This window comes from Methylobacterium sp., from assembly GCF_019750675.1.
In the GTDB taxonomy this organism is placed as follows: domain Bacteria; phylum Pseudomonadota; class Alphaproteobacteria; order Rhizobiales; family Beijerinckiaceae; genus Methylobacterium.
The window spans coordinates 1-14,181 of record NZ_JAIEOF010000059.1 but is presented as its reverse complement, the minus strand read 5'-3'; the positions used below and the strand labels follow the sequence as shown (position 1 = coordinate 14,181).

At 68.0% G+C, this 14,181-nt stretch carries 11 protein-coding genes; 6 read left to right on the top strand and 5 right to left on the bottom strand.

Annotated features, from left to right (window positions below; all coding sequences use genetic code 11):
* Positions 1 to 38: 38 nt before the first annotated feature.
* Positions 39 to 851 (bottom strand): glutathione S-transferase family protein, encoded by an 813-nt coding sequence (locus K2X24_RS02940; RefSeq protein ID WP_292494485.1) that lies wholly within the window; start codon positions 849 to 851, stop codon positions 39 to 41.
* A gap of 218 nt (positions 852 to 1,069) precedes the next feature.
* Between K2X24_RS02940 and K2X24_RS02935 the strand changes: the two genes are divergently transcribed.
* On the top strand, positions 1,070 to 1,633 hold the full coding sequence (locus tag K2X24_RS02935) for a TetR/AcrR family transcriptional regulator (protein WP_292494484.1): 564 nt from the start codon (positions 1,070 to 1,072) through the stop codon (positions 1,631 to 1,633).
* 147 nt (positions 1,634 to 1,780) lie between these two features.
* Here K2X24_RS02935 and K2X24_RS02930 read toward each other — a convergent pair whose 3' ends face one another.
* Positions 1,781 to 3,637, bottom strand: coding sequence for an ABC transporter ATP-binding protein (locus K2X24_RS02930; protein WP_292494482.1), 1,857 nt, complete (start codon positions 3,635 to 3,637; stop codon positions 1,781 to 1,783).
* A gap of 194 nt (positions 3,638 to 3,831) precedes the next feature.
* Between K2X24_RS02930 and K2X24_RS02925 the strand changes: the two genes are divergently transcribed.
* Both K2X24_RS02925 and K2X24_RS02920 read left to right on the top strand, forming a co-directional pair.
* Positions 3,832 to 4,467 carry a helix-hairpin-helix domain-containing protein gene (locus K2X24_RS02925; RefSeq protein WP_292494480.1) on the top strand — a complete coding sequence of 212 codons (636 nt, stop codon included), beginning with the start codon at positions 3,832 to 3,834 and terminating at the stop codon, positions 4,465 to 4,467.
* Between the two features lie 89 nt (positions 4,468 to 4,556).
* Complete coding sequence (locus tag K2X24_RS02920) at positions 4,557 to 4,772, top strand: hypothetical protein (RefSeq protein ID WP_243915899.1); 216 nt, start codon at positions 4,557 to 4,559, stop codon at positions 4,770 to 4,772.
* A 47-nt stretch (positions 4,773 to 4,819) separates the two neighbouring features.
* On the opposite strand, the gene K2X24_RS02915 is transcribed toward K2X24_RS02920, so the two are convergent.
* The 3 genes from K2X24_RS02915 to K2X24_RS02905 form a co-directional block, all read right to left on the bottom strand.
* Complete coding sequence (locus tag K2X24_RS02915; RefSeq protein ID WP_292494475.1) at positions 4,820 to 5,428, bottom strand: GNAT family N-acetyltransferase; 609 nt, start codon at positions 5,426 to 5,428, stop codon at positions 4,820 to 4,822.
* A complete protein-coding gene (locus K2X24_RS02910; RefSeq protein WP_292494473.1) occupies positions 5,428 to 7,770 on the bottom strand; it encodes an Orn/Lys/Arg decarboxylase N-terminal domain-containing protein in 2,343 nt (780 codons plus the stop codon). Before K2X24_RS02910 ends, K2X24_RS02915 begins: the two co-directional genes overlap by 1 nt.
* A 125-nt stretch (positions 7,771 to 7,895) precedes the next feature.
* On the bottom strand, positions 7,896 to 8,918 hold the full coding sequence (locus K2X24_RS02905) for a CorA family divalent cation transporter (protein ID WP_292494471.1): 1,023 nt from the start codon (positions 8,916 to 8,918) through the stop codon (positions 7,896 to 7,898).
* A 789-nt stretch (positions 8,919 to 9,707) separates the two neighbouring features.
* On the opposite strand from K2X24_RS02905, the gene K2X24_RS02900 reads away from it, so the two are divergent.
* From K2X24_RS02900 to K2X24_RS02890, 3 genes are all read left to right on the top strand, one after another.
* A complete protein-coding gene (locus K2X24_RS02900) occupies positions 9,708 to 13,013 on the top strand; it encodes an RICIN domain-containing protein (protein WP_292494469.1) in 3,306 nt (1,101 codons plus the stop codon).
* A 26-nt stretch (positions 13,014 to 13,039) separates the two neighbouring features.
* On the top strand, positions 13,040 to 13,321 hold the full coding sequence (locus tag K2X24_RS02895; RefSeq protein ID WP_292494467.1) for a hypothetical protein: 282 nt from the start codon (positions 13,040 to 13,042) through the stop codon (positions 13,319 to 13,321).
* 118 nt (positions 13,322 to 13,439) lie between these two features.
* On the top strand, positions 13,440 to 14,066 hold the full coding sequence (locus K2X24_RS02890) for an SCO family protein (protein WP_292494465.1): 627 nt from the start codon (positions 13,440 to 13,442) through the stop codon (positions 14,064 to 14,066).
* Positions 14,067 to 14,181 lie beyond the last annotated feature (115 nt).

Here is a 14,181-nt window from a genome sequence, read left to right as displayed (position 1 = left end):
CTGAGGCCGAAACGACGGCGCTCAGGGACGCCGTCATGTCATGCAGGTTGGAAGGCCCGTTCGAGTTCGGGATAATAGGTCTCCAGCATGTGCTGCATGTACCGGCCCAGGTTGGGGATGCTCCGCGCGTGGTCGGTGAGTTCGGGGTGCATCCCCCGCGCCTGGAAGATCGCCAGCGTGAAGCCGAAGAGCACCGCGTCGAACGAGGTCGGGCGGTCGGTCCCGAGCAAGTAGCGGTTGTCGGCGAGGATGCGCGAGATCGCATCGAGATCCTTGCCGGCCTTCTCGACGATCTCGGCCGGTGTGAACCGCGCGACGCCCTGGTCGTAGCACCGCTTGCGGAAATCCTCGCGCCGTTCGGCGAGGGCGTCCTGGATCTCCTGCGGGAGCGCCGTGGGGTCACCCACCATCGCCTTCAGGATGAAATCCCAGCCGTTCTCGTCGAAGAACTCGTAGTAGATGATGACCCAGTAGAGATGGTCCTCCAGGGTACGCTGGACCAGATGGCCCACCGCCTGCTGCGCCGGAGTCAGAGCGGCGTCGGGGTCGCCGTGCGTCCGCTTGAGGTAGCCGACGATGAGGTCGGAGTCGGCGAGCCGCGTGTTCCCGACGCTAACGAACGGCACCTTTCCGCGGGGCCCCACGTCCGGAACCGGCTCCGCGACGATCTCATGGGGAATATCGAACAGCCGGAAATACGCATCCAGCTTCGCGACGAACGGGGAGAAGCTGGGCACGTGCTTGGAGAACTCGCTGGCGCCGAGCCCTACGAGGTGGAGCTTAAGGGCGGTGTCCCGTCCAGCTTCGATGTCGGCGTAAGGATTCGCGTAGACGGGATAGTGCTTCATCATCAGATCCACAGATGTTCGAGGACACACATTCCCCTCCGCCGCCCGACCGTCTGGTCGCTGCGGGGCCGGTTCCATTTCGCTGGTGACACCGGGGCGCGATTTATGTACCATCTCGCATACAAAACGCGCGGTCAAGGCTTTTATGCGAGATGATACAAAATAAGGATGCCCCCGCGGCGCGACCGCGGGGGAGGCCGAGGAAGTTCGACGAGGCCGAGGTGCTGGCGTTGGTCCGGGACACGTTCTGGAACAACGGCTACGCGGCGACGTCGGTCGACGACTTGGCCACGGCGACCGGACTGAACCGCCCGAGCCTCTACGCCGCCTTCGGAGACAAGCACGCGCTCTACCTGCGCGCGCTCGCGGAGAACGTCGCCTGGTCGGTCGAGGGTATCAGGCAGCGTTTGGAGGGCGAAGGCCCCCTGCGGGACACCCTCTCGTCCTTCCTGATCGAGGCGGCCGAGAACACGCTCGCCGGGGATATGGGCGCGCGGGGATGCTTCGTCGTGTGCACGGCGGTGACCGAAGCGCTGCGCGATAGCGCTACCCGCGCCATCGCGGCAGGTTATGTCACCAACGTCGATGCGGTCTTCGAGAAGCGCTTCCGGCGTTCGGCAGGGGAATTGCGCGAGGGCGTCGATCCGGCTTCGGCCGCGATCGTCGCGTCGGGCATGCTGCAGACGCTGGCGATCAGAGCGCGAACAGGATCCGATCGGGCTGCACTGGCGCGGGTGGTGGAAGCGGCCGTGACCGTTATCTGCGGTCCTCGTACGACCGCTTGAACGCCCTCGTGACCGCCCCGGCACAGGCTGGTACGACGCTTTGCTCCGGCGGGGGAACGGCCCATCAAGCCGCAGCGAAGCGGACCTGTCCAAGGCCGGCCCGGGGTCGAACGCACGCCCAGCGGGCTGCAACGCGGCACACGGCCCTCACCGATACCCCGCCGCCTGCAATTCAAACAGTTCGGCGTAGCGCCCGCCCAGCGCCTGCAACTCGGCGTGGCTGCCCGACTCGATCACCCGCCCGCCGGACAGCACCAGGATGCGGTCGGCCATGCGGACGGTGGAGAAGCGGTGCGAGATGAGCACCGCCGTGCGCCCGTGGCTGAGTTCGCGGAAGCGCTCGAACACCTCGAACTCGGCCCGGGCGTCGAGGGCGGCGGTGGGCTCGTCGAGGATCAGGATCTCCGCCTCGCGCATGTAGGCGCGGGCGATGGCGATCTTCTGCCACTCGCCCCCCGAGAGGTCGACGCCCTCGGCGAAGCGTTTGCCGAGCGGCTGGTCGTAGCCGAGCGGCAGGCGCGCGATGACCCCGTCGGCGAGGCTCCGTTCGGCGGCCCGGGCGACCCTTTCGGCGTCGTCGCGCGCCGCGATCCGGCCGACCGCCACGTTCTCGCGGGCGGTGAAGCTGAAGCGCACGAAATCCTGGAAGATCACCCCGATGCGGGCGCGCAGGGCCTCGAGGTCATAGGCGGAAAGCGGCAGGCCGTCGAGGAGCACGCGGCCCTCGGTCGGGTCGTAGAGCCGGGTGAGGAGCTTGACGATGGTGGTCTTGCCGGCGCCGTTCTCGCCGACGAGCGCCAGCACCTCCCCGGCCGCGAGGTGGAAGCTCAAGGACCGCACGGCCCAGGTCTGCGTGCCCGGATAGCGGAAACCCACGTTCTCGAACACGATCCCGCTGCGGATCGGGCGCGGCAGGGCGACCGGATCGGCGGGCGAGCGGATCGCCGGCACCACGGCGAAGAACGAGAACAGGTCGTCGAGGTACTGCGCCTGGGAGGCGACCTGCGAGAAGCCCATGAGCAGGCCCTCGATCAGCCCGCGCAGGCGCTGGAAGGAGCCGGCCAGGAAGGCGAGGTCGCCGATGGAGAACTGCCCCGCCGCCGTGCGCCAGACGATGGTGGCGTAGGCGAGGTAATAGGCGAGCGTGCCGAGCGCCGCGAAGGCGCCGCCCCAGCCGGCGCGCCGCAGCGCAAGGGCGCGGTTGTCGGCCACGATCTTCGAGGCCAGCCCCCGGTAGCGCTCGGCGATATAGCCGTTCAGCCCGAACAGCTTGACCTCCTTGGCGGATTCGACGCTCGCCCCGAGGAAGCGCAGGTAGTCGATCTCGCGGCGCTCCGGCGTGCGCGTCCAGGCCAGCCGGTAGCCCTCGCGGTTGAAGTAGGTCTCGTTGAGGAAGGCCGGTACAAGGGCGACCACGAGGAGCAGGATCAGCCAGGGCGCGAAGGCCACGAGGCCGAGGCCGAAGGCCACCAGGGTGATGAGGTCCTGGCCCTGGCCGAAGAGCTGGAACAGGAGGTTGGAGCGGCCGGTGACCTGACGCCGGGCCCGCTCCAGGCGATCCTGCTGCGCGCTGTCCTCGAACTGCTCGAGATCGAGGTCGGCGGCGTGCCGCATCAGCTTCAGGGTAGCGGCGTTGCCGTAGAGATCGGCCACGAGGCCGTCGACCAGGGTGCTGGCGCGCCCGAGGAGGTCGGTTAGGATGGCGAGGCCGAATTCCGCCGCCACCAGCCCGGCGAGGTGGCGCAGGGCCGGATCGGCGAGCCAGGCCTCGAGCCCGAGGCCGCCCGGGTGCGGCCGGGCATGCTCGGCCACGATCGCGTCGAGGATGAGCTTTGCGAGGTAGAGCATCAGGACGGGCAGGCTCGCCCGGGCGAGGCGCAGGGCGAGGCTCGCCACGAGGAGGCGGGGGCTGGCGGCGTAGACGAGGCGGGCGAGGGCCGGCAGGTGGCGCAGGGCGCCGAGGCGGGCGGACAGGGCCGTCAGGGGCGAGGGGCGGTCAGGCATCGGCCGGGACCATGACCGCGCGTGCCGGTCCCGTCGATGCCGCAGACGCCGCACCCGCGTCCGCTCGCGGGGATGTCAGCCCCGGGGCGCGCCAAAGTGTTCAAGCTCTTGAGGACAGCGGCTTGGCCGGCGAGACTTCAGTTTATCGCCTATGTTAGGCGTTCATCCTCTCAACAGGCGCGAGGCCGCCCTCAATGCTCAGCGGTTCAGCGGTCCTGCGGGTCGGCGTTCTCATCGTGGTGGCGGCGACCCTCGCCGGACTCGTCCAGGTCCTGCGGCCCCGCGACAGCGGCCCGGTGGACGCGCCCGTCTCCCGGACGCCCCCCGAGACCGGACGGGCCGGAACCCAGGCGGCGGTGCCGCCGGCCGTGACGCGGCCGGTCTCCCCGGTGGCGCCCGCCCCCGCGCCACAGGCCTCCCCTTCACAGACCTCCCCTTCCCAAGCCTCCCCTTCCCAGACCGTCCCTTCCCAAGCTGCCACGCCGCAAGCCTCGGCCCCACCGCCGGCGGTTCCGGCGCCCGCGCCGAACCCAGCCCCGCAGAGCCCGAGCCTGCCGAACCCGAGCCCGAGCCCGCCGAGCATTCCGGCGCCCTCGGCCGGCGAAGCGGAGATCGACAGCGCCGCCGAGTCGGCCGGCCCGCGCGGCATCGCGATCGTCGACCTCAATACCGGGAGCGTCGCCGAGCTGAACGGCCTGCGGGGCGGCGGCATGATCGGGCGCGCCATCGTGCAGAAACGGCCCTACGCCTCCGTGGGCGAATTGCTGTCGAAGCGCGTCCTCAGCCGGGCGGTCTACGAGCGGATCAAGGATCAGGTCACGGTGCGCTAAAAACCGTTTCGGGTAGCGCGGCGCGCCCCGGCTGCCTAAGATGCGTCTTCAGGAAGCCGAAAAGTCGCTTCGATCACCAGGGACGAGCCATGTTTGCGCAAGCCGGGGGCGTTACCTTTCGCGAGGATCTCGGCGTCGAGGAGACCACCGAGACCGACAACATCGTCCGGTGGGACGGCGAGAAGCTCTACGTGGAGCACGACATCTACCACAACGGCCAGCTGGTTCACCGCAAGTACCGCAAGAACGTCAGCGAGGCGGTGGCCCGGGCCCTTCAGGCGCTGATCAACCAGGCGCGGCAATAGGCGCGTCGGTCCGGCGCGAGGCACGGACGGACCGACGCCGGCCTCCCCTACTTCCCGATCCAGTCGTGCCCCGCCGCCACCGCCTCGACGGGGCGCGTCCAGGTGCCGGGCTGGTCGGTTGAGCCCGTGCCCAGCGCGCACTGGACCATGACGCTGTCGCTCCAGCGGCCGTACTTGTAGCCCACCGCCGGCAGCAGCCCGACGCGCACGAACCCGCAGGCCTCGTGCAGGCGCAGGCTCGCCTCGTTCTGCGCGTCGATGTAGCCGATCATCTGGCGGTAGCCGCCGGCCGCGCAGGCCTCGATCAGCGCCGGCAGCAGGCGCCGGCCGATGCCCGCATGCAGGTGCTCGTGGTGGACGTAGATCGAGTGCTTGAGGGTGTAGCGGTAGGCCGGGCGCTTGCGAAACGGCACCGCGTAGGCGTAGCCCGCCACCACCCCGTCGCGGTCGGCCACGAGATGCGGCAGACGCTTCTTGCGCATGGCCTTGCGGCGCTTCTTCAGGTCGTCGGGGTGGAGCGGATCCGCCTCGAAATCCCCGACGTCGCCGACGCCGCGCCGGATGTGGTGGGCGTAGATGTCCACCATGTCCGGCACGTCGGCATCCGACGAGGGCCGGATGACGAGGTCGGGGTCGCTCTCCGCCCGGCCCGGCATCAGCGGCTCTCGCGCATGACGTAGGTATAGAACCGGATCGTCCCGTCCGGGTCGACATCGCGAAAAACGCCCTGGATCTCGGCCTCGAAGCCCGGGAACAGGTTCGCGGAGCGCTCGAACATCTTGAAGTAATCCAGCATGGGTTTGGCCCGCTCGTCCAGCCGCTCGCCCGGCAGCACCGTGCCGATGCCCGGCGGGTAGACCAGAAGCAAGGTCGTCGCCACGCGTCCTTCCGCTTCCGCGATCGGCACGTAATCGACGTTGTTGCGGGTCAATTGCTGCACCGCCTCCTTCGGGGTCATCACCATCTCGGGGAGATGCCCCGGCTCGAACTGCTTGCGCTGGAGCGTGCTGGTGCCGGCCTCGCGGTGGAAGGCGTGGAAATCCGCGCAGAGGTCGCGCAGGCGCACGCCCTTGTAGCGGTTGGGCCGGCGCCGCACGAATTCCGGCATCGCCTCCTCGAGGGGCACGTTCTCGTCGTGCAGGCGCTTGAAGGCGACGAGCCCCGAGATCAGCGTGCCGGCCTTGGAGGATTCGACGCCCGGGGTGAGCAGGAAGAGCAGCGAGTTGAGGTCGTTCTTCTCCGGCACGATGCGGTTTTCGCGAAGGTATTGGGCGACGATCGGCGCGGGCACGCCGTGCGCGGCGTACTCGCCGGTGCGCCGGTCGAAGCCGGGGGTGAGCACGGTGAGCTTGTTGGGATCGGTCATGGCGTAGCCGGGCGCCACGTGGGTGAAGCCGTGCCAATCGGCGCCCGGCGTCAGCTCCCAGTACTTCACGTTGCTGGCAAGCTCGTCGGTGGAGAGGCTCTCCCACGGCACCCGGCCGTCCGGCCCCTTCACGGTATCGGGCACGAAGGGGTCGAAGAACCAGCGGCGAAGCGGATCGCCCTCCTTCTCCTCGAACTCGCGCCGGATGGCGCGGACCTTCTTGCGCCACTCGATGCCGAGCCGAATGGTGTCGTCCCACAACACCACGCCCGAGCGCCCCTTCATCATCTGCGCGCCGACATCCAGGGAGGCGAACAGGGGGTAGAACGGCGAGGTCGAGGCGTGGACCAGGAAGGTCTCGTTGAAGCGCCGGTGCTCGATGCGCCGGGTCTGGCCGCGGATGTGGCTGTCCTTGGTGTGGATCTGCGAGGCCTGGGAGAAGCTCGCCAGCTGCTTGTGGGTGGATTGCGTGGCGATGATGCCCGGCGAGGTCTCGTCCAGGCCCTTCAGCCCCATGGCGAAGCGGCCGGCGAAGAGCGGGTGGAACTTCATGAAGCCCGCCCAGGCCTCGTCGAACAGGATGTAATCGCAGAGGTGCCCGATCTTATCGAGGATCATCTGCGCGTTGTAGATCGTGCCGTCGTAGGTGCACTGCTCGACCACCGCGACGCGGAACGGGCGTTCGCGGGTCCAGGCCTCCGGGTCGGTGATCAGCGGGTTGTCGCGGATCTTCTCGCGGATGCGGGTCTCGTCGAGGGCCTCGTGGTACATCGGGCCGATGAGGCCGAAGCAGTTGCGGTCGGTCTCCAGGAAGACCGGGATCGCGCCGCCGAGAAACAGCGCGCCGTGATGCGCCGCCTTGTGGTTGTTGCGGTCGAACAGCACGAGGTCGCCCTCGGCCACCAGGGCCGAGAGCACGATCTTGTTGGAGGCCGAGGTGCCGTTGAGGACGAAGTAGGTCTTCTCCGCCCCGAAGATGACGGCCGCTTCCTTCTGCGCCTTGAGCGCCGGGCCCTCGTGGACGAGGAGGTCGCCGAGATCGAGCACCGAATTGTCGAGATCGTCGCGGAACACCGCCTCGCCCAAGTGCTCGACGAAGATGCGTCCGATCGGCGAGCGATTGTAGAAGATGCCGCCGTTGTGGCCCGGGCAGGTCCAGAGCTGGTTGCCCTGCTCGGCGTAGTCGACCAGCGCGCCGAAGAACGGCGTCTTCAGGGTCTCGGCATACTGCTTCACGCGGCTCACGAGACCACGGGCGATGTAGTCGGGCGTCTCTTCGGCGAGGAAGATGTAGCCGTCGATGAAGTCCAGCACCTCGACGGGGATGTCCTCCAGGCGCTTGCGGCGGACCATGATCACGATGGGCATTTCCAGCCCGCGCTTGCGCATCAGGTTGATCAGCGCCGCCGCCTTGCCGTCGAGGCCGCGCTTGCCCCAGTCCACCACCATGCAGCCGATGGCGGAATCGGTCTGGACCGCGATGGCCGCGTCCTCGACGCGCCGCGCCCGCACCACCTCGAAGCCGAGTTTCTCCACCGAGCCGATGATCTGCTGGACGCGCACGCCCTCGAGATCGTCCGGGTCGAAGTTCGGCGCGCACATCAGGACGGTGAAGCGGCGAAAGAAGTCCATGCGGAAAAGGCTCCCAGAGGCGTTCGGCGCACCGTTCGCGACGGGACGTGACGCTTCGATGACGATCCTGCGCCGGTCGCGGTGTTTTCAGGCTCCGCGCGGCGCGACAGGGAGCCGGCTTACGATCAGGCGCGCCGTTTGACGAGCCCAAGGCGGCGGATCACGCCGTAGACCGCCAGCGCCGCGGCGCCGCAGATCGCCAGGGCGAGGAGCGAGCCGTTCTCGAATTCGCCGAGGAACAGCCCCTTGGTGTTCATGCCGAACACGCCGGTCACCAGGGTCGGCGGCAGGAACAGGGCGGTGAGGATGGAGAGGGTGAAGAGCTGCCGGTTGGTCTCGGCGGCCGTTCGCCCGGCGATCTCGTCCTGCAGCAGGCGCGAGCGTTCGGACAGGACCAGCATGTCGCGGTGGAGCGAGTCGAGGCGCTGGACCACCCGGGCGGCCATGCGCACCACCGCCTCGGGCAGATCGTCGTCGGCTTCCTCGGTCTCGGATTCGAGGCGGTGGAAGACCGCGCTCAGGCCCGCGAGCTGCCGGTGCTGGCGCACGGCCTGCCGGCGAATCGGCGCCAGCGGCTTCGGGTCGTCTGGCTGGTCCTCGTCGAGCATCCGGTCCTCGATCCGATCGAGCTCGTCCGAGAACCGCCGCGCGGAGGCGTCGAGGGCGGCGGCGACGTGCCCGACGAACATCTCCAGCAGCCCCGCCGGATCGGACACGCGCCGCCCGGCCAGCACCGCGTCGCGGGCAGCCTCCGCCGCGGCCGTGGCATGGCGCCGCCCACTGACGAGGAGGCGCTCGCCGAGCACGCAGTGCAGCCGCCCGGCCGGCTCCTCCTCGATCCGGCCGCTGAACTCCCGCGCGCGGTCGGCGATGACGAGCCCGAGGCTCGTGCCCTCGGCCACCACGCGCTGGTGGCCGTCCCGGGCGAAGGTGGCGGCGGCCAGCGCCGGCGGCCCGAGGCGCCCGGCGGCGATCGGGCCGTCGAGGCGTGCGTCGACGAGGTCGAGATGCAGCCAGAGGAATCCGTCCGCGACGGGCTCCGGAAAGCCGCCGCCCGTCTCCAGCAGGCATCCGCGCCCCTCGGCATCGAACGCCATGGCGAAGAGCAGGTACGGAAGGGCGGTGGCATCGGTGAGGAGGCGCTGCATGCGGGCGGCCCTGTTGCCGGCAAAGCGCCGACGGTTGCGGCGCTGGATCGCAAGGGTGGGCGACAGTGTCGTGACGGGACGCGCGTTTCGCGATCGAAGTCGGACGCCCGGGACCCATCGTCAAAGGCAGCGTCCGACCCAGGTCAAGTGTCCGGACCGCTGGGGGCACTTCCCGCAAGCAGCCATCGGACAGCCGTTGTTCCTTGTCGGATCGGGGTGGGTTTTTGCAGATCTGCTTAAAGGCAGCGACGTACGGAAGCGGATATCGTCGTGCCTGCGTTCGCCCCCTTGCAGAACCCGGGAACGTCCGTTTGCAGGCTGCTCGGTGAGGCAAAGACCTAAAGCTGAAACAGGTGGAGAGCGGTCGCCGAGCCAGTGAAATACGGGCCCTTATGCGAATGGCCTTGGGCGTCAGCGATCCTGTTGGGAGGCAACCGCTGGCGCGACGCTGCGAAGAAGTTTCAACGCCTTCGCGCAGTCCTGCTCAGCTGTCACCCCCACCATTGTTGATACCGCGCGCCACAGAAAGGTGGAGCCTCTTGAGCATTAGCCTCCAAAAATCGGTCGCACCCAACGGCCGCCCTCACAGGGTCGATAGTTAGTCGGGAAGACTTATCGCTTAAATTCGAATATTATTGATATTTATATCATATACTTTTACTAGTATTATGATCATTGCCGCTGAACGCAACGGTATTTTAACTTTTATCCAGTATCTTCTCTCGCACAAATTAAATAGAGACGCGCTTTGCTTCTCTATTTACTTAATTTTGTAGCGGAGACCGCGTCTTGTATTCAAGATATTTTATCGCGCTTTCCGTTCTTACAGCGTTTTCTACATCCGCTCTTGCAGATATCAATTTTGCGGCACGGACGGAGACAGGGCCCATCAGGGCTGCCCATTCGGGGATGTGCCTCACCATTCCGGGTGGGAGGCAGAACGAGACCGTTCAGGTCGAGCAGCAGCCTTGTACCGGGGCGCCCGAGCAAACCTGGAATATCCAGTCGCTCGGCAACGGCTTCAGCCTCGTCAACGCGGCGACGGGCCTTTGCATGGATTCACAGCAATCCAGAACCAACGGACAGGCCGTCTGGCAGATCCGCTGCATGAACGTCACGCAGCAGATATGGACGGCCGAGGCGCAGGGACTCGGCCTCAGGCTCAGGCCGGCCTTCTCGGGCAAATGCCTTGACGTGTATGGCGGATCGACGGCGGCGGGGGGCAAGCTCATCCAATGGGATTGCTGGGGCGGCAACAACCAGGTCTTCATTCCTGTGGCGACGCCGGCCCCGGCTCCTTCGACGCCGATACCGACACCGCCCCCCGGAGCAGGCGCCACCGGCAGCACATCCGTCTCGCTGACGCTCACGGCGATGAACGGCTGGTACGCCAAGGACCTGTTCCTGTTCGCCCGGGATGCTACCGGCCGCATCACGGCTCAGACGACGGTGACCACGTACAATTTCGGCTCCACGCCCGCAGGCCTGAACGTGCCGTCGCAGCCGTTCTCGGTACCGGCGGGCTCGACCTGGGCGGTCGGCATGCGGGTCTGGCCCAATGGCGACAAGTCGCGCAACGGCAATCCGACGACCTATTACGGCGACACGCCCGGTCTCGCTCCGCTCCGGAGCGCGGGCGATTGCAGCACGGGGACACGTCAGGAATCCTGGGGCGACTCCGGCACCCCCGGCGCCAACGTCGTCTACGGCCTGACCTGCAGCGGATCGACGGGGACCGGCACGACCCCGACGGCGGGCACCGCCATCCGGGTCTCGATCAGCCTGACGGCGGCCAACGGCTGGTTCGCGAAGGACCTGTTCCTCTTTACCCGCGACGCCAATCGCACCATCACCACGCAGACGCCTCTCGTCACATACAATTTCGGCACCGTTCCCGCCGGAATGAATACGCCCTCGCAACCCGTCACCGTCCCGGCCGGCGCCGCGAGCTGGGGCTTCGGCCTGCGGGTCTGGCCGAACCAGGACAAGTCGCGCAACGGCACGCCTGTCGTCTACTTCAGCGACACCCCGAACGAGCCCTCGCTCCGGACCACCGGCGATTGCGGGACAGGTAGCCGGCAGGATGCCTGGGGCGATTCGGGCGGTCCCGGAACCCATATCGTCTACACGGTCGCCTGTACCAAGACGACCGAGACCGGAACCGAAACGGGTGCCGGCACGGGTACCGGGGCCGGCACGGGCACGGGCACCGGTGCCGGTGCCGGCAACGGCGCGAAGCCACCGGGAGAGCCGGCACCCACCGGAGCCTCCGTGATGATCAACCGGCGCTCGGGCAATTGCGCCGACGGCGCCGGGAACGGGGTCGCCCAGCAGGTCTGTCGCGATCTGCCGAGCCAGAACTGGACCTTCGTGCCGGCCACGAACGGCTACCAGATCAAGAACACCACGACCGGGCAGTGCCTCGCGATCGAGAATGCCGGGCAAGGCAACGGCGAGCGAGTCGTGCAGCAAGGCTGCTCGACGGCGGCCAACGGCCTGTTCCGCTTGCGCAAGATCGATAGCTGGACCGAGATCGTCGCCACGCACTCGAACCGCTGCGTTAGCCCGACCGGGCCGAACGACAACCGCAACCCGGGCAGCGGCCTCGTGCAATGGGACTGCGACCTCGCCGATCCGCAGCGCTGGACGATCCTCGGGCCGGATGGCCGGGCCCCCTCCGCCTGGACCGCGCCGCGCAGCATCGGCATCGTGCCGGTCGCCGGCGCCGTGCTGCCGAACGGCAAACTCCTGTTCTGGGCGGCTGAGGCACGCAACGCTTTCCAGACGGGCCCCACGAACGGGACCTGGACCACGCTCTACGACCCCGCCACCGACAAAGCGGTCGACACCTACGTCTCCGGAACCGGCCACGACATGTTCTGCCCCGGCACGAACGTGCTGCCGGACGGGCGGATCCTGATCACCGGCGGCATCTCCGCCGGCGTCTCGTCGATCTATGATCCGACCACGAACACGTGGACGCGGGCGGCGAACATGAACATCACCCGGGCGTACAACGCCAACACCACGCTCTCGAACGGCGATACCTTCACGTATGGCGGTTCCTGGTCGGGTGGGGTCGGCGGCAAGGACGGGGAAGTCTGGTCGCCGACGACGAACCGCTGGCGCGTCCTGCGGAACGTCAAGGGCGACGCGGCGGCAGACCCGAGCGTGCCGGTCTATCCGGGCGACACGCATTACTGGCTGTTTGCGGGCCCGAACGGCTCGGTGTTCCACGCCGGTCCGAGCACGCAAATGCACTGGATCGACACGACCGGCGACGGCAGCCTGCGTCCGGTCGGCGCGCGGGGCGGCGACCGGTTCGCGGTCAACGGCACCGCCAACATGTACGACATCGGCAAGATCTTCAAAGCCGGCGGGGCCCCCGCCTATACGGGCACGCCTGCCCTCGACACCGCATACACCATCGACATCGGCGCCGGCGTCAACGGCCCGGTCACCGTCACCGACACCGCGCCGCTGTTGTTCCCGCGGGCCTACATGAACAGCGTCGTCCTCCCCGACGGGGACGTCGTCACCACGGGCGGTCAGGTCGTTGCCGCCCAGTTCACCGACAACCTGTCGGTGATGATGCCGGAGATCTGGTCGCCGCGGACCGGCAAGGTCCGGCGTCTCGCCCCGATGGCCGTACCGCGCAACTATCACAGCATCGCAATGCTGATGCTCGACGGTCGCGTGCTGGTCGGCGGCGGTGGCCTCTGCGGCGGCTGCGGGGGGGCCGACCATCTCGATTTCGAGATCCTGAGCCCGCCCTACCTCTTCAATGCTCAGGGTGGCCTAGCCGATCGCCCCACCATTACCCAGGCGCCGGCGAGCGCGGCGGTGGGCGGCACGCTTCCGGTGAGCACGGACCGGAGCGTCGCGAACTTCTCGCTGGTCCGTCTGAGCAGCGTCACCCACTCGACCAACAACGACCAGCGCCGGGTACCCCTGACCATCGCGAGCACCAGCGGCACGAGCTACCAGCTCACGCTGCCGGGCGATGCCGGAATCCTGCAACCTGGCACCTGGATGCTGTTCGGGATGGACGCGGCCGGCGTGCCGAGCATCGCGAAGGTCGTGCGCATCCGTTGACTCCATATGCCCAGCGGAGGAACACCATGTCGAAGATCGCCACGGCCGTGTCGGCGGCTCTACTCGCCGGAGCTTGCCTCGGGTTCGGCCCCGCGCAGGCCCAGCAATCGCCTCCCCTCCGAGCGCAGCAGCCGGGTGTACGCGGCGCGGCCACCGAAGCGCGCCCGTCGGTGGCCCTCGGCGCGTGCCGCGTCAAGGATCAGGCGGGCGGGCGAAGCTGCACCGGCGACGTCCCGGAAGCGACCTGCGCGGTCATCGCCCGTGAGGCGAAGGGAACCTCGACCTGGACCCCCGATCCGTGTCCATGATCATTGGGGGTGGCCGGCTCGTCGTCCCAAAGCCGAAGGACAATCGGCCCGATACAGGCCTGTTCCTCTCCCCGAGCGTCCTCCGCTGCCAAGCCCGTCGCTAAGCCTGGAACCACCGATGACGCATCGAGCCCTGTCGAGGACCGGCTGCCTGCTTCGTGCCATGGCGGGCCTCCTCCTCGCGCTACCACCAGCAGGGCTCGGAGCGCCGGCCGCGGCCCATGCCGAATCGCCGTTACGACCGCCGTCCTATCGCACCAGTGCGGCCAGCCCGATCGCGGGCGCCTTCCAGTTGCAGGACCCGTCCGGGCGAACGGTCGAGTCCGACGCACTCGCGGGCCGCCCTTACGGGCTGTTCTTCGGCTTCACCAGCTGCCCCGATATCTGTCCGACGACCTTGGCGCAGCTCAGCCTCGCCCTGCGCAGCCTCCCGGATCCCGATCTGCGGATCTACTTCATTACCGTTGATCCGGAGCGCGACACGCGCGCGTCCCTCGGCGCCTATATGCAGAGTTTCGATCCGCGCATCGTCGCGCTGACCGGCGATCGCCCGGCCGTGTCCGAGGCGATTGCAAGCTTCGGCATTGTCGCCGAGCGTACGGTACTGCCCGGGGACCAGTACACCTACGGGCACACGGCTGCGGTGCTGCTGGTGGACGCAAACGGCCTGATCGTCGACCGCATCGAGGCCAGTTCGGACGTATCGACGCTCGCCGCGCGCCTTGCCTTGCTCAGTCGCAGATAGAAGAAATAGGGACAGTGGAAGCAGACGCTTCGTTTTGCGGATCACGAGACGCCGCACGACGGTCCCTAAGCGCGTTTACGCGAATTCGATCCGCGTGCGTGCGAGGTCCGCTTTG